This is a genomic window from Rhizobium sp. Rhizsp42 (assembly GCF_047304155.1).
Classification (GTDB): domain Bacteria; phylum Pseudomonadota; class Alphaproteobacteria; order Rhizobiales; family Rhizobiaceae; genus Rhizobium.
Genome location: NZ_JBGLYS010000022.1, coordinates 65,625 through 83,645, shown reverse-complemented (window position 1 = coordinate 83,645; position 18,021 = coordinate 65,625). Strand labels below are relative to the sequence as shown.

At 61.8% G+C, this 18,021-nt stretch carries 17 protein-coding genes; 13 read left to right on the top strand and 4 right to left on the bottom strand.

The features are described from left to right. Positions 1 to 245 precede the first annotated feature (245 nt). The 7 genes from ACCD05_RS20175 to ACCD05_RS20145 all read left to right on the top strand — a co-directional run bounded on the left by ACCD05_RS20175 (position 246) and on the right by ACCD05_RS20145 (position 8,841). The gene (locus ACCD05_RS20175; RefSeq protein WP_112950374.1) at positions 246 to 902 is read left to right on the top strand and encodes a DUF2291 domain-containing protein; all 657 of its coding nucleotides are present in this window, start codon (positions 246 to 248) and stop codon (positions 900 to 902) included. Continuing rightward, a complete protein-coding gene (locus ACCD05_RS20170) occupies positions 899 to 2,449 on the top strand; it encodes a sugar ABC transporter ATP-binding protein (RefSeq protein ID WP_112436001.1) in 1,551 nt (516 codons plus the stop codon). The genes ACCD05_RS20175 and ACCD05_RS20170 overlap by 4 nt, the downstream gene beginning before the upstream one ends. A gap of 23 nt (positions 2,450 to 2,472) precedes the next feature. Then, positions 2,473 to 3,525 (top strand): ABC transporter permease, encoded by a 1,053-nt coding sequence (locus ACCD05_RS20165; protein WP_112950375.1) that lies wholly within the window; start codon positions 2,473 to 2,475, stop codon positions 3,523 to 3,525. Between the two features lie 86 nt (positions 3,526 to 3,611). After that, positions 3,612 to 4,559: a D-ribose ABC transporter substrate-binding protein gene (locus tag ACCD05_RS20160; RefSeq protein ID WP_018896948.1), complete on the top strand. Its 948-nt coding sequence runs from the start codon at positions 3,612 to 3,614 to the stop codon at positions 4,557 to 4,559. Between the two features lie 103 nt (positions 4,560 to 4,662). Next, a complete protein-coding gene (locus ACCD05_RS20155; RefSeq protein ID WP_112950376.1) occupies positions 4,663 to 5,523 on the top strand; it encodes a DeoR/GlpR family DNA-binding transcription regulator in 861 nt (286 codons plus the stop codon). A gap of 7 nt (positions 5,524 to 5,530) precedes the next feature. Then, a complete protein-coding gene (locus tag ACCD05_RS20150; RefSeq protein WP_112950377.1) occupies positions 5,531 to 7,060 on the top strand; it encodes an FGGY-family carbohydrate kinase in 1,530 nt (509 codons plus the stop codon). A gap of 59 nt (positions 7,061 to 7,119) precedes the next feature. Continuing rightward, on the top strand, positions 7,120 to 8,841 hold the full coding sequence (locus ACCD05_RS20145) for a glycerol-3-phosphate dehydrogenase/oxidase (protein ID WP_112950378.1): 1,722 nt from the start codon (positions 7,120 to 7,122) through the stop codon (positions 8,839 to 8,841). A gap of 11 nt (positions 8,842 to 8,852) precedes the next feature. Here the strand turns inward: ACCD05_RS20145 and ACCD05_RS20140 are convergent, their stop codons facing one another. Together ACCD05_RS20140 and ACCD05_RS20135 are read right to left on the bottom strand one after the other, a co-directional pair. Beyond that, a complete protein-coding gene (locus tag ACCD05_RS20140; RefSeq protein WP_112950391.1) occupies positions 8,853 to 10,670 on the bottom strand; it encodes an EAL domain-containing protein in 1,818 nt (605 codons plus the stop codon). 121 nt (positions 10,671 to 10,791) lie between these two features. Further along, positions 10,792 to 11,043, bottom strand: coding sequence for a DUF982 domain-containing protein (locus ACCD05_RS20135; RefSeq protein WP_047503574.1), 252 nt, complete (start codon positions 11,041 to 11,043; stop codon positions 10,792 to 10,794). 169 nt (positions 11,044 to 11,212) lie between these two features. On the opposite strand from ACCD05_RS20135, the gene ACCD05_RS20130 reads away from it, so the two are divergent. From ACCD05_RS20130 to ACCD05_RS20110, 5 genes are all read left to right on the top strand, one after another. Further along, positions 11,213 to 11,431 carry a hypothetical protein gene (locus ACCD05_RS20130; protein ID WP_047503571.1) on the top strand — a complete coding sequence of 73 codons (219 nt, stop codon included), beginning with the start codon at positions 11,213 to 11,215 and terminating at the stop codon, positions 11,429 to 11,431. Between the two features lie 179 nt (positions 11,432 to 11,610). After that, entirely contained in the window at positions 11,611 to 12,210 is a 600-nt protein-coding gene (locus ACCD05_RS20125) for a nitroreductase family protein (protein WP_111565090.1), read from the top strand. A gap of 114 nt (positions 12,211 to 12,324) precedes the next feature. After that, entirely contained in the window at positions 12,325 to 13,218 is an 894-nt protein-coding gene (locus ACCD05_RS20120; protein WP_413394852.1) for a LysR family transcriptional regulator, read from the top strand. Between the two features lie 110 nt (positions 13,219 to 13,328). After that, positions 13,329 to 14,285, top strand: a complete 957-nt coding sequence (locus ACCD05_RS20115) for a glutathione S-transferase family protein (RefSeq protein ID WP_112950380.1) — start codon at positions 13,329 to 13,331, stop codon at positions 14,283 to 14,285. Between the two features lie 12 nt (positions 14,286 to 14,297). After that, the gene (locus ACCD05_RS20110; RefSeq protein ID WP_112950381.1) at positions 14,298 to 14,912 is read left to right on the top strand and encodes a dienelactone hydrolase family protein; all 615 of its coding nucleotides are present in this window, start codon (positions 14,298 to 14,300) and stop codon (positions 14,910 to 14,912) included. Positions 14,913 to 14,974: 62 nt separating this feature from the next. On the opposite strand, the gene ACCD05_RS20105 is transcribed toward ACCD05_RS20110, so the two are convergent. Continuing rightward, a complete protein-coding gene (locus ACCD05_RS20105) occupies positions 14,975 to 15,676 on the bottom strand; it encodes a RibD family protein (protein WP_112950392.1) in 702 nt (233 codons plus the stop codon). Next, the gene (locus ACCD05_RS20100; protein ID WP_111565086.1) at positions 15,676 to 16,074 is read right to left on the bottom strand and encodes a cupin domain-containing protein; all 399 of its coding nucleotides are present in this window, start codon (positions 16,072 to 16,074) and stop codon (positions 15,676 to 15,678) included. Before ACCD05_RS20100 ends, ACCD05_RS20105 begins: the two co-directional genes overlap by 1 nt. Positions 16,075 to 16,260: 186 nt before the next feature. On the opposite strand from ACCD05_RS20100, the gene ACCD05_RS20095 reads away from it, so the two are divergent. Beyond that, complete coding sequence (locus tag ACCD05_RS20095) at positions 16,261 to 17,931, top strand: amidohydrolase (RefSeq protein WP_112950382.1); 1,671 nt, start codon at positions 16,261 to 16,263, stop codon at positions 17,929 to 17,931. The last annotated feature ends 90 nt before the right edge of the window (positions 17,932 to 18,021 follow it).

The following is an 18,021-nucleotide window of genomic DNA, read 5'->3' as shown; positions in this document are numbered from 1 at the left end:
CCGGGTTATTGAGGAGGATCACGACGGTGCGAATTTCTGTTTCCAGACATGGCTTGGCGTCCCGCCAGCACTTCCGCCCCGACGCGCGATCCCCGCTTGGCGGCCTCCTCGCCAACTCTCCAGCCGACATGCTGGCCAACACACGGGATTGTCGCCCGACCGACCGGTCGCGACGTCGATAATCCCTCATCCCCTTTTCTTTCCCTCAACAGGAAATCCGGCCTTGCGCCGAAGGTTGTCAGAAAATGAGCATAGAAACGGACTACGCGGCTTCCCAGCCGAAGAGCGGCAAACTGAAAATCGCGGTCGGCATTGCGGCCGTCGTGGTTGTCGTCGGTGCGATCGCGCTGGACACGAAGGTTGTCCATATCGGCTCCGAAAACGACGTGCGCCAGCAGGCGTTTTCCTCGGAAACCTACGGCGTGGAGCAGTTCCCGAAGATCGCGGCTGATGTCGAGAAGCGCGCGGTCCCAGCGGCCGAGCTGGCACCGGCCGCCCTCGCCGACAAGAAGGCGGCGGGCGAGAAATACGGTGTGGCAACGACCACAGGCCCGGTCCTGCCGGTCTCCTTCTCCGGCGTCGTCGGCGAGCGCAAGGGCAACATCAACGAGGTGAAGGTCGATGGCCTGCCGCCCGAAGTCGTCATCCGCATGCAGACCGGCCCGGCAATCAACGGCACCGATCTGCGCGATGCCACGGGTACGATCGAGTTTGGCCAGTTCACCAATCAGATCGAGTACCAGGACGCCGGTTCGGCGATCAACAACGAGATGAAGAAGGCAGTGCTTGGGAGCATCGACCCCACGCAGCTCACCGGCAAGACGGTCACGGTCACCGGCGTCTTCAAGCTCATCAATCCGAAGAACTGGCTCGTCACCCCCGTCAAGGTTGAAGTCAAATGAGCCAGGCAAGCCAACGCCAGATCAAAGGTGAGATCGGTGAGGTCGTGCTCAGCGCCCGCAACGTTGCCAAGACCTATGGCAGCGTGCAGGCCCTCAAGGGCGTGAACTTCGACATCCACCGCGGCCAGGTCACCACGCTGTTCGGCGAAAATGGTGCCGGCAAGTCGACGCTGATGAAGATTCTGTCAGGCGTCGTTCGCCCGACATCAGGCGAGATCATTCTCGACGGGCAGACGGTCAACTTCGTGTCCTCGACGCATGCCCGCGAATGCGGCATCTCGATCATCCACCAGGAACTCAGCCTGGCGCCCAACTTGAGCGTCCGCGACAACATCTTCATGGGCCGCGAGATCATCACGGCCGGAACCGTCGATTTCGCCGAGGAAGAGCGCCAGACCCGCGCCCTGCTTGAAGAGCTGGAAGAAGATATCGATCCGCTGACCCCCGTCGAGGATCTCCGCCTCGGCCAGCAGCAGATCGTGGAAATCGCCCGCGCGCTGTCGGTCAATTCGCGTATCCTGATCATGGACGAGCCGACCTCGGCGCTGAGCGCCACCGAAGTCGAAGTGCTCTTCAAGGTCATCCGCGATCTGACCAGCCGCGGCGTCTCGATCGTCTATATCTCGCACCACCTCGAAGAGGCGTTGCAGATCACCAACCATGCCGTTGTGCTGCGCGACGGCACCATGACCGCCTATGCCGAGCGGAAGGACATCGATCTCGAATGGATCGTCCGCAACATGGTGGGCGAGAACTTCGATCTCGGCAGCCCGCCTGATGGCTATGAGATGGGCAAGGTCGCGCTCTCGATCAAGGAACTCACCGTTCCCGGCCCTTCCGGTGCTGCCTATAACGCGGTCGACCGCCTGTCGCTCGATGTCCGCGCCGGTGAGATCGTCTGCATTTATGGCCTCATGGGCGCCGGGCGTACCGAGCTTCTCGAATGCGTGGCCGGACGCCTGCACGCAAGCGGTGGCCATATCCTTCTCGAAGGCCAGGACGTCGCCGGCCTCAGCATCGCCAACCGCATCGCAAGCGGCCTCGGCCTCGTTCCCGAAGACCGCCAGCGTGACGGCCTGGTGCAGACGATGACCGTCGGCACCAACCTCTCGCTTGCCAGCATCGGCGCCTTCACCAAGGGGCTGTTCACCTCGGGTCGCCGCGAGCGCGAACTGGTCACGGATTCGATCCGCAAGGTTCACATCAAGACCGACGGTGGCGCGGCCGCCATCGGCTCGCTCTCCGGCGGCAACCAGCAGAAGGTCGTCATCGGCAAGATGTTGGCGACGCATCCAAAGGTCATTCTGCTCGACGAGCCGAGCCGAGGCATCGACATCGGCGCCAAGGCCGAAGTGTTCAAGCTTCTGGCGGAACGCGCCAAGCAGGGGCTGGCGGTGATCTACTCCACCTCGGAGGTCGCCGAATGCCTGAGCATCGCACACCGCATCATCGTTATGCATCGCGGCAAGATTTCCGCCGAGTTCAGCTCTGACGTCACCAAGGAAAAGATCATGGCCGCCTCTGGCGAAGCAGTGGTCGCGCACTAGCCCGGAATTATGGAGCACTGATTATGTCAGTCACTGAAGCAAACGACAAAAAGACAGTTTCGAACGGGCCACGGCGGGATTTCAATATCATTCGCCTGCTGCTGGAAGGTCGCGCGTTCTTCGCGCTGATCGTCATCATCGCGGTCTTCTCCTTCCTGTCGCCTTACTATTTCAGCCTCAACAACTTCCTGATCATGGCCTCGCACGTGGCGATCTTCGGGATCCTGGCGATCGGCATGCTGCTCGTCATCCTGAATGGCGGTATCGACCTTTCGGTCGGCTCGACGCTGGGTCTCGCCGGTTGTATCGCGGGCTTCCTGATGCAGGGCGTGCAGCTTCCCACCTTCGGCGTCATCCTTTACACGCCGGTCTGGGCGGTCGTGGTCCTCACCTGCGCGATGGGTGCGCTTGTTGGCGCCGTCAACGGCGTGCTCATCGCCTATCTCAAGGTTCCCGCATTCGTCGCCTCGCTCGGCGTTCTCTATGTTGCCCGCGGCATCGCGCTGCTGATGACGAACGGCTTGACCTACAACAATCTCGGCGGCCGGCCCGAACTCGGTAATACCGGCTTCGACTGGCTCGGTTTCAACCGTCTCGGCGGCATCCCGATCGGCGTGCTTGTGCTTGCGGCTCTCGCCATCATCTGCGGCATCGTGCTCAGCAAGACCGCTTTCGGTCGCTGGCTCTACGCTTCCGGTGGCAATGAACGCGCCGCCGAACTGTCGGGCGTTCCCGTCAAGCGCGTCAAGATTCTCGTCTACGTGTTCTCCGGCGTCTGCGCGGCCATTGCCGGCCTGGTCCTTTCCTCCCAGCTGACGTCCGCCGGTCCGACCGCCGGCACCACCTATGAACTGACGGCGATTGCCGCCGTGGTCATCGGCGGTGCCGCGCTCACCGGCGGACGGGGGACCGTACGCGGCACCATGCTCGGCGCCTTCGTTATCGGCTTCCTGTCGGACGGCCTCGTGATCATCGGCGTCTCGGCCTACTGGCAGACTGTCTTTACCGGCGCGGTCATCGTTCTCGCCGTTCTCATGAACAGCATCGAATACGGGCGTCGGGTCAAATCCTCCTGACGCACGCCACCGAACTTCTCCGCAACAATGCGGAAAGCACCGCCGGGAAGCCGGCACAACACGAACTCATCAATGGGAGAGAGACTATGTTTAAAAAGGGCATGCGCGTTCTTCTGGCAGCTGTTGCCGTAGCGCCGATCTTCGTAAGCTCCGCATGGGCTGAGGGCCTGATGACGGTTATCGTCAACGACCCGTCCAACCCCTACTGGCTGACCGAAGGCAACGTTGCCAAGGCAACCGCTGAAAAGCTCGGCTACACCGCAACCGTCGGCGCGCACAAGGGTGACACCAACACCGAAAGCAACCTGATCGACACCGCGATCACCAACAAGTCGGTTGCCATCATCCTCGACCCGGCAAACGCCGATGGTTCGGTCGGCGCCGTCAAGAAGGCCGTTGCCGCTGGCATCCCGGTCATTCTCGTCAACGCTGAAATCAACCAGGAAGGCCTGGCCAAGGCACAGCTCGTTTCCAACAACGCACAGGGTGCGGCCATTGGTGCGCAGCAGTGGGTTGAAGCTGTCGGCGACAAGGGCAAGTATGCCGAACTTTTCGGCTCTCCTTCCGACAACAACGCCGCAACGCGCTCGAACGGCTACGAGTCGGTCCTGACCCAGTATCCTGACCTGGTGAAGTCGGCCAAGGAAGTTGCCAACTGGGATCGTACCCAGGGCCACAACAAGATGCAGTCGATGCTCCAGGCAAACCCTGACATCATCGGCGTCATCTCTGGCAACGACGAAATGGCTCTCGGCGCGATCGCAGCTCTGAAGGAAGCCGGCAAGCTCGCAAACGTCAAGGTTGGCGGTTTCGACGGTTCGCCTGACGCAGTAGCCGCCATCAAGGCCGGCGATCTGCAGTACACCGTTCTGCAGCCGGTCGCCGTGTTCTCGGAAGAAGCCGTCAAGCAGGCCGACAATGTCATCAAGAACGGTAGCACCGGCGCCAAGAGCGAAAAGCAGCTCTTCGATTGCCTGCTGATCACCAAGGACAACGTCGACAAGTACACGGCTCCCTTCGTTCTCGAGCAGTAAGACACGGAAGGGGACGCCTTAATGAGGCGCCCCCTTTTTCCTCCACAGTTGCGTATCTTCGCGATACAACGCGCACACCAGTCGTTCGAGCGCAGAGGCCATCGTGACACAGAAGATAGGCGCAGGCGCGCTCCCCATCGACGAACTTCCAAGCGACAGCCGGCAGACACGTCAGCTCGTGCGCCGGCAGATGATCGCCGAGGCCGTGATGGCGGAAGGGCAGATGCGGATCGAGGATCTGACCGATCGCTTCGGTATCAGTCTCATGACCGCGCATCGCGATGTCGACGACCTCGTCAGCCGCGGTCTGTTTCGCAAGACGCGCGGCGTGGTGACGGCAGCGGCCTCCAGCCTGATCGAATCCAGCGACGTCTACCGCTCCGGCCGCCAATCGGCTGAAAAAAACATGATCGCCGCGGCGGCCATGCAGTTCGTCGAGCCGGGCCAGGCCATCTTCTTTGACGATTCCACCACCGTGCTGCCGATGGCCGACCACCTGCCCGCGAAGGTTCCGATCACGGCGATCACCAACTCGCTGACGCTGATCAACGCATTGAAGGGCATGCAGGACCTGACATTGCTGGCGCTCGGCGGGCAATATTATAACTGGTGCAACGCTTTCGTCGGCCGCACCACCGTCAATGAGATCCACCGTCTGCGCGCCGACGTCGCCTTCATCTCCATGTCGGCGATCACCGACGATCTGGTGTTTCACCAGTCGCCTGAGATGGTCGACACCAAACGCGCCATGTTCGACTGCGCCGCCAAGCGCGTCCTCCTGGCCGACCACACCAAATTCGAGCGGCGCGCCCTGCATCGCTTCGCAGCCCTTGGCGAATTCGACGTCATCATCGTCGACGACAAGACGCCCGCCGTCCACATCGACCGCATGCGATCGCGCGATATCAACGTGATCATCGCGCGAGAGGACAAGGCGCGTCTGCGACCACATCAGCCGGAGTAAAGCCTGAATGCCAAGTCTGCTTGGAATAGACAGCGGCCTCACCGTCACCAAGGCCGTGATCTTCGACGTCGACGGAACGCCGATCGCGGTTGCCCGCCGCCGCGTGACCCAGTTCATGCCGCATGCGCGCCATGTCGAGCGCGACATGAACGAACTCTGGACACAGACGGCCGATGCCATTCGCGAGGCGATCGAACTCAGCGGCCGCCCGGCCAATGATATCGCAGCAATCGCGGCCACCGCGCATGGCGACGGCATCTACCTAACCGACAAGTCCAACGCCCCTCTCGGCCGCGCGCTTCTGTCGCTCGACAGCCGTTCGGTCGATATCGTCGAGGCCTGGCTTGCCAGCCCGCTCGCCGACGAGGCCTTGGAATTGACCGGCCAGGTTCCGCACGTTTCGGCGCCCTCTGCACTGCTCGCCTGGATCAAGAAACACGAGCCGGCACGCTACAAGGAGATCGGCCATATCCTGTCGTGCAAGGATTGGCTGCGGTTCTGCCTGAGCGGCGTGATCGGCACTGATCGCACCGAGGCGAGCACCTCCTTCACCAATGTCCGGACGCAGGATTACGACCTCGATGCCCTGAGATTGTTCGGCATTGAGGAGATGGCTTCCGCATTGCCGCCGATTTCCCGCTCGGACGAGATCATCGGCTACGTGACCGCGCAAACCGCCGAACGCACCGGGCTTGCCGTCGGAACGCCCGTCGTTGCCGGCCTGCACGACGTGACAGCCTCCGCGCTCGGCTCCGGCGGCTATGCCGACGATGTCGTCGCCGTCATTGCTGGCACCTACTCCATCAATGAGACGCTGTCGCCGCATCCGCGCATGGACCGCCGCTGGTTCTGCCGCAATGCCATCGAACCCGGCCAGTGGAACAACATGTCGATCTCGCCGGCATCGACGGCCAATTACGACTGGTTCCTCGACACGCTCTGCGCCAGCGAGCGCCAGAGCGTCGAGGCATCCGGTGGCTCGGTCCACGCGCTGCTCGCCCCGGAGATCGAGGCCGCCTTCGAGCGTCCGCTAACAGCCCTCTTCCACCCCTATCTCTTTGGCTCGCCCTATGGGGCCGCGGCCAGCGCCGGCTTCTTCGGCCTCGGCGGCTGGCACAATCGCGGCGATATGCTCCGCGCCGTGCTCGAGGGCATCGCCTTCAACCACCGCATCCATGTGGACGCCTTGCGGGATGGCTTCACCTTCAGCGAGGCGCGCCTTGCCGGCGGCATCTCGCGCAACAAGCGCGTGGTGCAGATGTTCGCCGACATCCTCGGCATGCCGGCGACGGTCACGGAGACCGATGAAGCTGCCGCGTGGGGTGCAGCCCTTTGCGCCGGCGCAGGCGCCGGTCTCTATGCAAGCCCTCGGAACGATCCACGCGACACGGCGGCCATCGCGCATCGCTGCTACCCTGATGCGGCGCGAAGTGCCGCATACCAGGAGCGCTACGACCTCTTCCGCGAGATCGCCGATGCCATGGCGCCCATCTGGCCGAAGATCGGCAAGCTTACAGCAGGCAAGCCATCGGCTTGAAATACGAACCGCGCCCGCCGGGCACGGTTTGCAAATGACATTCAGCAGGACGATTTCAGATGATCGACATTTCCGCCGCCAACACGCTTCGTTTCCAAGACCTCGGCGCGATCAAGGACATTGACGTCGTCATCCTCGGCGCGGGTATCAACGGCGCAGGAACGTTCCGCGATCTTTGTGTGCAGGGTGTCGATTGCCTGATCGTCGACAAGGCGGATTTCGGTTCCGGCACCAGTTCGGCGCCGTCGCGGCTGATCCATGGCGGATTGAAGTATCTTGAGACCGGCGAGTTCGGCCTGGTGGCGCAATCGACGCTGGAGCGCAACCTGCTGCTGCGCAACGCGCCGCATTGCGTCGAGCCGCTTCCGACCTTCATTCCCGTGTTTTCCTGGACGCGCGGCATCTGGGCGGCGTTGAGGACGCTGACCGGCTCGACCACCGCACCGCGCAGCCGCGGCGCCGTTCTCGTCAAGATCGGCCTGCGGATGTACGACTTCTTCGGCGCCCGCAACCGGGTGATGCCGAACCATCGCTTTCTGTTCAAGAAGAAGGCGCTGAAGGAGATGCCGCATGTCACACCCGCCATCGTCGCGGGTGGTATCTACTACGACGCCAAGATCAGCCGCCCGGAACGCCTGGTCTACGAACTGGTGGCTGACGGCCTGCAGGCCAACGAGAACGCGCTGGCGACCAACTTCACGACGCTGGTCTCATCGGAAAACGGCGTGCTGACCTTCAAGCGCGCCAATGGCGAGACGTTTTCCGTTCGCCCGAAGCTGGTCATCAACGCCGCCGGACCATGGATCGATCATGCCAACGCCTCGCTCAACGCGCCCTCGAAGCTGATCGGCGGCACCAAGGGCTCGCATATCCTGCTCGATCATCCGGAACTGGTGAAGAGCCTCAACGGGCACATGATCTACTTCGAGGCGGATGACGGCCGCATCTGCCTCGTCTACGACTACCTGGGTCTCGCCATGGTCGGCTCGACGGACATACCGGCAAGCGATCCGGAGAACGTGCGCTGCGAAGAGCCGGAGATCCAGTATTTCCTCGAGAGCGTGCGTTCCCTTCTCCCTTCGCTGTGCTTCAGCCGCGATCAAGTGGTCTACACCTATAGCGGCATCCGCCCGCTGCCGGCCTCCGACGCCTCCTCGCCCGGCCTCATCAGCCGCGATCACTCGGCACCAGTGATGGAAGCGACAGCCGGACGTCCCTTTCCTGTTGTCTCGCTGGTCGGAGGTAAATGGACGACGTTCCGTGGCTTCTCCGAGGAGGTCGCCGACCTCGTACTCAAACGCCTCCTGCGCACACGCCGCCAATCGACGCAGCAGCTGGCAATTGGCGGCGGACGCCAGTTTCCTGGCGATGCCGCTCAGCGTCGAGCCTGGCTAGGGGCCGCCGTACAGAAAAGCGGTATCGATATGAAGCGCGCTGAAACGCTGCTGTCGCGATACGGCACCACGGCATCCGCGATCCTCGCTCACGAAGCGACGTCCCCTCACCGCGACATCGAACGGCTTTCCGATGCAGACGATTACAGCCTGCTTGAGATCGACTGGATCGCAAGAAAAGAGTTTGTCGTTCATCTCTCCGACATTGTGCTTCGCCGGACGACGATCGCGATCGAAGGCGCGCTGACGATGGCAGGCTTGCGGGACATGGCAAAGGTCGCCGCCGAAGCACTCGGCTGGGATGCGGCGCGGACGCAGGCGGAGATCGACGACGTCGTGACGACGCTCGCGGATTTCCACGGGCAGGACCTCAGGCAGGCGGCCTGATCGTCGCCGTCCTATGCGAGACGTGACATCGCCTGCTCGTCGGCCGTCGGATGCTGGCCGAGCTCCCGCAACAGCCATGCAGCTGAATGTCGGTCGACCGCTTTGTGAAACAGATAGCCTTGGCCCAGCAGACATCCGAGCGCACGCAGGTGTTCGGCCTGCATCTCCGTTTCTATTCCCTCCGCAACGACACGGATGCCGAGCTTCTCGGCGATGCCCATCAAGCCTTCGATGATCACCGCACCCGCATCGCCGGGCACCAGCCGATCGACGAATGACTTGTCGATCTTGATGATATCGACGGGTACGGTCAGCAGATGCGTCAGCGACGCAAAGCCGGTCCCGAAATCATCGAGCGCAACGCGCAGCCCTCGGGACCGCATGGCCTTGATCTCGTTTGCCACGACATGATCGCCCTGGCCGAGATAGACCGATTCCGTGACCTCTATGATGACATGCTTCAGCGGTATGCCTGATGCCGCAAACGCGCTGCACAGCCGCTCCTGAAGATGACCGGCGTGAAAATCGGCCGCCGACAGGTTGATGCCGACATGCTGGAACGGCAAGCCCATATCCAGCCAGCGCCTAACATCGGCTGCAACGCGCGACAGCATACGCTCGGTCAGCTCGGACGCCACCTGGGCATCCAGCGTCGCATCATGAAAATTCGCCGCCGAAACGACATCCCCGGCTTGGGTTGTCATCCGGCAGAGGGCCTCGAAGCCGACCACCTCACGCGTATCGAGGCGAAGGATCGGCTGGTAGTGAGCATCGATGCGGTTTTGCGCCAGCGCGACACTGACGTCGCGAATGGCGCGGAAGCGCCGTGTCAGCGCCGTGCCCAACCCCGCATGATAAGCGGTATATTGACCACGGTTGCGCTCCTTACCGTGATAGAGCGCCACATCGGCATTGTGCCGGACCTGCTCGGGCATGTCGTCGATCTCGGCAATCGCGCCGCCAATGCTGGCCGCCGGAAAGATCACGTGGCCATCACACTGCGCCGGCCGCTTGATCTCGCGGAGAATGTCCTCGGCCTTCGCGGCAAGATCCGGCTCCGGTCCGTCATGCAGAATGACCGCGAACTCATCACCACCCAATCGGAACGTCGTTTCGGTCGGCATGGTGGCGGCCATGCGACGTGCAACGACCTGGATGAGCGCGTCGCCCGCGCCATGACCGAATGTGTCGTTTACCAGCTTCAAGTTGTCGACGTCGACAAGCAGCATACCCCAGCTTCGCTCGGCGGATCGATGCTGCTGTTTGAGCACCTCGTTGAACCGCGCGCGATTGGGCAGCCCCGTAAGCGCATCCGTGTAGGTCAGTGCCTCGCGCTCTAGCGCGCGTTCGTTTCTCTCCAGCGCAATCGCGCAAAGATGCACGCATGCATCCACGACATCGCGCTCAAGCTGGCTCGGACCACGCTTTTCGCGAAAATAGAAGGCGAAGGTCGCCAGAACCCGATCGCCGCTCATGATCGGCGTCGACCAGCAAGCCTTGAAGCCCAGGGGCAAAACCATGGCTTTGAAGTCCTGCCAGCGCGCATCGTTTTCGATATCGGTCACCGTGACAGGCACGCCATGATAGGCCGCCGTCCCGCAGGAGCCGGCCAGCGGGCCTATGGCCAGATTGTCCACGGCCTGCGAATAAGTGAGCGGCAGCGATGGCCCGGCAAGCGGATGCATGCGGCCATCCTTGACCGTCAGCACCGAACAGACCGTCCAGGGGATGGCGGTCTCCACGCGCGTGCAAAGATCATGGACGACGGCGCCGAGCGGCTCGCCCTTGGCGATCATTTCAAGAATGGCATTCTGCAGCGTCAGCATGATTGTCCCACTCGAGATTACGAAACCCATAGTGGCACGCTCGTGTTCAAATCGGATTGAATGCATCATTAAACTTCTATCTTTGCACTCTACCTAAATAAGATTTTTCTGATTTCTGCTCCGGCTATCGTTCCTTGACGTAGACATTGGCCTCGACAGCTGCCGCGATGAAGGCATTTCGTGCCTCCGAAGGCGGTCTCTTGCCGCTTAGAACCTGCTGGCAGGTGCGCTTGGCGGTCTTCAGACTGCGCCCGCGCGCGATTGGCCACGCCGTATTCAACGCCGTCGCGGCCTCGCTTGTATTCGTCACTGTTCGAAATTCGCCGTATCTGCTCGCCTGGAAGTAGATCGGCCGGCTCCATCGTTTCGGGTCCATAACGCAATACCTCCGATACCGGTTAACGCACGTGCGGTTGTGGCGTTCCAATATTTGAGCGTCATCGTCGATACCGGACGGTCGGCGACGATTTTGTGCGACTGTGCTTCGCCGGTCATAGCGCCCCGACGGATACGCGTTACGGTGGTGCGAAACGGGGGTGGATGCGATGACGAAGACGGACTGGCCAAAAGAGGCGCTGACATCGGAAGCAATGGAGATGCTGGATCGCATCCTCAAACAATGGTGCCTTGAGCAGAACTGCGACGTGAGCAGTGACCGTGGCCAGGCGACCGCCAAGGCGCTGATCGATTGGTTTGAATTCGGCGTGCAGGACGAGAAAGAGCTCGCGCGGCTGGCGCGCGACGAGTTGCCGCTGAAGTCCTAGCCTTCGGGAGGCACGGGCGAAACGGTCACAAGATCGCGATGAAGCAAAAAAATCTCGCGCGCTTGATGCAACGCAATATGCATATCCGTTCGCATGCACTATCCCTTCTTGCCGGCCGCATGTCGCTGCTCCTCCCAGCAGCAGGGTGGCCGCATATATGAAAAAGGATAGCGCCCCACATGACGAATACTCTGATTGAATCCATCAAGAAGCGCCGCAGCCAGTATGCTCTCGGCAAGACCCTGCCGATCTCCCAGGAAGAAACCACCAAGCTCATCCAGGAAGCCGTGAAGCACACGCCGTCTTCCTTCAACTCGCAGAGCTCGCGTGTTCTGGTTCTCTACGGTGCGGAGAGCGACAAGCTCTGGGGCTTCGTGATGGACGCACTGCGCAAGATCGTTCCTGCCGACGCGTTTGAATCGACCGAAAAGCGCATCAACAGCTTCGCCGCCGGCGCCGGCACCGTTCTCTTCTTCGAAGACCAGGACGTCGTTAAGGGCCTGCAGGAAAAGTTCGCGCTTTACGCCGACAACTTCCCGATCTGGTCGGAACAGTCGAGCGGCATGGCTCAGTTCGCCGTCTGGTCGGCGCTCGCCGCATCCGATATCGGCGCCAGCCTGCAGCACTACAACCCGCTGGCCGACGCCGAGATCGCAGCCGCGTGGAACATCCCGGCCTCGTGGAAGCTGCGCGCGCAGATGCCGTTCGGCGCCAACTCCGCCGCCTTCGGCGAAAAGGCGTTCATGGACGACAGCGACCGCTTCAAGGTCTTCGGCTGATAAAATCTGCCGGCGGCGTCATGCGCCGCCGGTTTCCTTGCCTCAGCGGTGACTGCTCTCACGGCGGCAAGTTGGTAAGAGGACAGCGATTTGGACCGTCTGGAATGTGACCGCATGTTCGTAGCCGTCATCGATACGGGAAGCTTCGCTGCCGCGGCAGCCCGTCTCGGCACGAGCAGTGGCCAGGCTTCGAAGCTGGTCTCTCGCTTGGAGGCAAGCCTCGGAGTTCAGTTGATCATGCGAACGACGCGCGCGCTGTCGCTTTCGGAGGCAGGTCGCGCCTATTACGAACGCGTGAAATCGCTTCTCGAAGAGTTCGATGCGCTTGATGCCTCGGTGCGCAATGCCTCGCGCGCGCCATCAGGCCGGCTTCGCATTACCGCGCCGATCACCTTCGGCACCACGCAGCTGACATCCGTTCTCAATCAGTTCGCGATGGCCTTCCCCGACATCAATCTCGACGTCAGCTTCTCGGACCGTACAGTCAATCTGGTCGATGAAGGATTTGATGCCGCCGTGCGCATCGGACGCCCCGATGATAGCAGCCTGATCGCGCGCAAGCTTTGCGCCGCGCGCATCGTTCTCGTTGCCGCCTCGTCCTATCTCGACCAGCGCGGTGTGCCGGTGACGCCGGCGGATCTCGCGGCCCATGATTGCATCATCGACACCAATTTCCGCGATCCGCTCACTTGGCGCTTCCGCGACAAGGCCGGTTCGCAGCCCATCGTGACAGAAGTCCGCGGGCGCATTGAGTTTTCGAACGCCGAGGCCTGCGTTGCCGCAGCCGAAGCGGGCTTGGGGATCGCACGCGTACCGAGCTTCGTTGCCGGTGCGCGACTTCGTCTTCAGGCGCTGCGCCCGCTGCTGTCCGATTTCGAGGATGAGCCGCGCGGCCTGTACGCGGTCTATCCCCCTGCCCGGCATCTGGCGCTGAAAGTCAGAGTGCTCGTCGACTTCCTGGCCGACGCTTTTCGCGGACAACCGGTGTGGGACAAGGATTGGGGCTGATTGCTTCCATTCCGGAAGGAAATATTCTCTTCATGACCGGATAATAATCCATCTGGAATTGCGCCATATCAAGCTCCAACACCGCGCAAGAACAGATCAGGAGTTCAGTCATGCTCGTGGATGGCAAGTGGACCGCCGATTGGCACCCCGTACAGGCAACCGATGCCAAGGGCGGCTTCGTCCGGCAGATTTCGGGTTTCCGCAACTGGGTCACGCCCGATGGCAGCGCCGGGCCAACAGGGGACGGCGGCTTCAAGACCGAGGCCGGCCGCTACCATCTCTACGTCGCGCTGATCTGCCCCTGGGCCTCGCGCACGCTGATCGGCCGGGCGCTCAAGAAGCTGGAGGATGTGATTTCGGTATCGGTCGTCGAACCGGCGCTGTCCGATCAGGGCTGGCGTTTCGGAGACTACCCGGGCGCCAATCGCGATGAGCTCAACAGCGCCACCTATATGCACGAGATCTACACGAGTGCCGACCCGCATTACACTGGCCGCGCCACCGTGCCTGTGCTCTGGGACAAGGAGCGCCGTACCATCGTCAACAACGAGTCGGCCGATATCCTGCGGATGCTCAACTCTGGCTTCGGCGCGCTTGCCGATGGCGCGGTCGATCTCTACCCGGAAGATCTGCGCGCGGAGATAGATGCCCTCAACGAGCGCATCTATCCGCAGCTCAACAACGGCGTTTATCGCACCGGCTTTGCGACGACACAGGTGGCCTACGAGGAAGCCTTTGCCGAGGTCTTCGCGATGCTCGACGAACTGGAGGCGCGCCTCGAAGGGCAGAAGCCATTCCTCTTCGGCACGCGACTGACTGAGGCTGATGTACGGCTCTTCGTAACGCTCATCCGCTTCGACGCTGCCTATAACGGGCTCTTCAAGTGCAATCTGCGCCGGCTGGCGGATTATCCCAACCTAAGCCGTTACGTCGAAAACATGCTCGCCATACCCGGTATCCGCCAGACAGTCAGCATCGATCATATCAAGCGCGGCTATTACTCGATCAAGGCGCTGAACCCGACCGGGATCGTTCCCGTCGGCCCGCAACTTCCGTTCGAGATCTGAGAGGAAATAGCCATGTCGACAATCGCATCACATGCACTGGTCATCATGCTCCACGGCGTCGGCTCGAGCGGCGCCGATCTCGCGCCCCTGGCCAAGGTCTGGAAAGACGCCCTTCCAGGCGCCGTCTTCGCTTCGCCGAATGCGCCTAGCCACTCCAGCTTCGGCGCAGGCTACCAGTGGTTCAGCGTTGCCGGTGTGACCGAGGAGAACCGAAGCGGACGTATTAACGAGGCGCGCCCGGCTTTCGACGACACCATCTCCGCGATCATCAAGGAGAAAGGTTTTGCCGACCGGCTCGATCGCGTCGTTCTGGTCGGTTTCTCGCAGGGCACCATCATGGCGCTCGATGCCGTGGCGTCTGGGCGCTGGCCAGTCGGCGCCGTCGTCGGCTTCTCCGGCCGCCTCGCCTCGCCGCTCCCGCTCACGCCCGCGGTCAAGACGCCGGTGCTCCTGGTGCATGGCAGCGCCGATCCGGTCATTCCGGCAGCTGAAACGACGCGTGCCGCGGCGGCTCTTGAGACGCTTGGCATGAAGGTGGAGACCATGATTGTTCCCGGGCTCGGCCATACCATTTCAGCGGATGGCGCTGCCCGGGCGGGTGCCTTCATGGCTGAAGCGCTGAAGTAATTCAAGCTCTCGGCAAAATGTGAAGCGTTGCGCCAAGCTCGGCGCAACGCTCTCTCGGAAGGCTAAGCCGAAGCCTTGACCGTGTACTTAAGGTGCAACAGGCCGTCATCAAGCTTGTCGCAGGAAAGCAGCGAAAGCTCGGATTTGCCCGCCAGACCATCCTGACCGTATTCGATGAAACGGTCGCTCCCCTTGCGCGCGTCGATGGCAGGGGCAACCAGCAGGCTCAGCTCATCGACCAGGCCCGCCGCGAAGAACGAACCGTTGACACCGGCTCCGCCTTCCAGAAGCAGACGGCGGATATTGAATTCGCGTCCCAGTGTTTCCAGCAGGCTGGATAGATCCATCTCTTGCCCGTCGGACACGATATAGGACACGCCGTCGGCGACGAGCTCGGCCAGATGCTGATCACTGACATCCTTACCGAGCAACACGATGAAATGATCACCATCGAGATCGCCGCCGTTGAAATGCAGCTTGCCGTGCTGGTCGACAGCAATTGCAAAGCTCTTGGCGTCGCGGTTGGCAACGTGCAACGACCGGCTGACGTCGAATGGTCCGGCTGGCGGATGTGCGCCGGCCTTTGATATCTCGGCCATCGTGACGCGCCCGACCAGCCATCCGTCGGCGTTCATCGTCTTGTGAATTGTCTCGTAGGCGGTTGACCACCCCGCCCGGTTTCCATCCGGGCTTGCGGTCCAGCGGCTAGGGTGAAGCCCGCCATCGAGCGAGGTGATCATATGGCAGATGATGTGTGGCTTCATCACGCGGCCGAGCCCCTGTAATCCTGATCGGCGACCTTCTCCATCCAGGTAACAGCGGAACCATCCTTCATTTCCGCGATGGCGAGATGGCTCATTGCGCAATCCGGGGAAGCACCGTGCCAGTGCTTTTCACCGGGCTCGAACCACACGATGTCGCCGGGCCGGATTTCCTGGACCTCTCCGCCTTCGCGCTGGATCAAGCCAAGGCCCGAAAGCACGATCAGGGTCTGACCGAGGGGGTGGGTATGCCAGGCGGTGCGGGCGCCGGGCTCGAAGGTCACGGTCGCACCGCTCAGGCTGCCGCTGCCGTTGAATGGCGCATCGATGCGCACCGTTCCGGTGAAATAGTCTTCCGGGCCCTTTGCAGAGGCTTTTGCGCCGCTTTTCCTGATTTCCATTGTCTTGCTCCTGTGACAGGTCTGATAACTCACTGTGCCACATAGGCCAGACGTCCTGCGAGGACTAGGTGCCTGACGCGGCATAATCCTATGCGAACACTTCATGAATGGCTGGGCACGCGAGGCGGTTGAATTCGCCGCGGGCATAGGCTTAGCTCGTTACAGTCCTTCAGCAGCGAGCATCCCATGACATCGACGGCCGACATCATCGTAATCAACGCCCGCGTCCTCACTCTCGATCCCAATCACCCTGATGCCCAGGCGGTGGCGCTTGGCGATGGGAGGATCATCGCCGTCGGCACGGACGAAGAGATCAAGGCTCTCCACGGTCCGGCAACGCGGGTGATCGACGCGCACGAGAAGACCGTATTGCCGGGCTTCTCGGAAAACCACATGCACCTGTTTTCCGGCGCCGCCGAGCTGGATCATCTACAGCTGAAGGGCGTGACGGGACTGGCCGCGCTGACCGAGGCCATCCGTGACTACGCGCAGGGCCGGCGGACGCAGAAGGTGCTTTTCGCACAGGGCGTCGACTACAATATTCTTGGCGAAGCAGAACCGCTGACCCGCCAGCACCTGGATGCCATCTTGCCAGATCAGCCGCTCGTCCTCTTCGCGCCCGATCATCATACGGCCTGGGCGAACACTGTTGCGCTTGAGCTGGTGGGCATTCTCCACGGCGCCGATCTCAGACCCGGCAACGAGGTTGTGATGGGCGCGGATGGGTTTGCCACCGGTGAGCTCAGGGAAATGGAAGCCTTCAGCCCGCTTCAGGCCGCCGGCGGTTTCGATCGTTATCGGCTGGGTCTTTCGACCGGCGGTGAGCCCGAGCCTTACCCGGATGCCGCGCAGTGGGCGCAGGACATTGCCGTGATGCGAACGGGCCTTGCCTATTGCGCCCGCCACGGCATCACCACAGTCCAGAACATGGACGGCAATCTCTATCAGCTGCAATTGCTCGCAGCGATCGAGAAAGAGGATGGCCACCTGCCCTGCCGCGTGCAGATCCCCTTCCATTTCAAGAATTTCATGTCGCTCGACATGCTGGAGAAAGCTTCAAACATGGCGGCCAGTTACAAGAGCGACTGGCTCTCCTCCGGCCTCGTCAAACTCTTCTATGACGGCGTGATCGAAAGCGGCACTGCAGTTATGGTCGAGCCATACGCCGACAAACCCGGCGATCGTGGCGAGGGTCTCTTCACGCCGGAAGCGTTTCGCGCGGTCGCCGTCGAAGCCGATCGTCGCGGCCTACAGATTGCTGTTCACGCGATTGGCGATGGCGCCGTCCGGGCGGTGCTTGATGGTTACGCGGCGGCGCGCGAAGAGAATGGTGCGCGCGACAGCCGCCATCGCATCGAGCATATCGAGGTCGTGCACCCAGACGACATCAAGCGTTTCGCCGAACTCGGCGTCATCGCTTCCATGCAGCCTCCCCATCCGCCGGGTTGCGCGGGCCTGCCGCTGGAGCCGACCATATCGCGCATCGGCAGGGACCGCTGGCCGGTCAGCTACGCCTGGCGCACGCTGAAGGACGCCGGGGCCCATATCTGCTTCGCATCCGATTGGCCGGTTTCGCCGATCGATCCACTCGTAGGCCTCAAGGCGGCGGTGACGCGCAAGCGGTGGAGCGACAGCGACCCTGACCAGTCCTTCTCGTTGCAGGAAGCGCTTGCCGCCTATTGCGTCGAGGGCGCCTATGCCGAGTTCAAGGAGGATCGCAAGGGGATGATAAGGCAAGGCTACTTGGCCGACATCGTCATTCTCGACAGCGATATCGAGGCGATCGATCCTGATAATCTCGACACTATCAAGCCGGTTACGACTATCTGCGGCGGGTATATTAGTTTTTCCGATTGATAAATATTTTCTACCGGAAGCGTAAAATCGGGTTGTCAATGCGCGAGGCGTGTGGTCACCTAGCCAAAAGCCGAAAAGGCGGGGACAGCA

Coding starts and splice junctions, on each gene's coding strand:
- ACCD05_RS20175 (WP_112950374.1), top strand. CDS start 246: ATGAGCATAGAAACGGACTACGCGGCTTCCCAGCCGAAGAGCGGCAAA.
- ACCD05_RS20170 (WP_112436001.1), top strand. CDS start 899: ATGAGCCAGGCAAGCCAACGCCAGATCAAAGGTGAGATCGGTGAGGTC.
- ACCD05_RS20165 (WP_112950375.1), top strand. CDS start 2,473: ATGTCAGTCACTGAAGCAAACGACAAAAAGACAGTTTCGAACGGGCCA.
- ACCD05_RS20160 (WP_018896948.1), top strand. CDS start 3,612: ATGTTTAAAAAGGGCATGCGCGTTCTTCTGGCAGCTGTTGCCGTAGCG.
- ACCD05_RS20150 (WP_112950377.1), top strand. CDS start 5,531: ATGCCAAGTCTGCTTGGAATAGACAGCGGCCTCACCGTCACCAAGGCC.
- ACCD05_RS20145 (WP_112950378.1), top strand. CDS start 7,120: ATGATCGACATTTCCGCCGCCAACACGCTTCGTTTCCAAGACCTCGGC.
- ACCD05_RS20135 (WP_047503574.1), bottom strand. CDS start 11,043: ATGGACCCGAAACGATGGAGCCGGCCGATCTACTTCCAGGCGAGCAGA.
- ACCD05_RS20130 (WP_047503571.1), top strand. CDS start 11,213: ATGACGAAGACGGACTGGCCAAAAGAGGCGCTGACATCGGAAGCAATG.
- ACCD05_RS20125 (WP_111565090.1), top strand. CDS start 11,611: ATGACGAATACTCTGATTGAATCCATCAAGAAGCGCCGCAGCCAGTAT.
- ACCD05_RS20120 (WP_413394852.1), top strand. CDS start 12,325: ATGTTCGTAGCCGTCATCGATACGGGAAGCTTCGCTGCCGCGGCAGCC.
- ACCD05_RS20115 (WP_112950380.1), top strand. CDS start 13,329: ATGCTCGTGGATGGCAAGTGGACCGCCGATTGGCACCCCGTACAGGCA.
- ACCD05_RS20110 (WP_112950381.1), top strand. CDS start 14,298: ATGTCGACAATCGCATCACATGCACTGGTCATCATGCTCCACGGCGTC.
- ACCD05_RS20105 (WP_112950392.1), bottom strand. CDS start 15,676: ATGAAGCCACACATCATCTGCCATATGATCACCTCGCTCGATGGCGGG.
- ACCD05_RS20100 (WP_111565086.1), bottom strand. CDS start 16,074: ATGGAAATCAGGAAAAGCGGCGCAAAAGCCTCTGCAAAGGGCCCGGAA.
- ACCD05_RS20095 (WP_112950382.1), top strand. CDS start 16,261: ATGACATCGACGGCCGACATCATCGTAATCAACGCCCGCGTCCTCACT.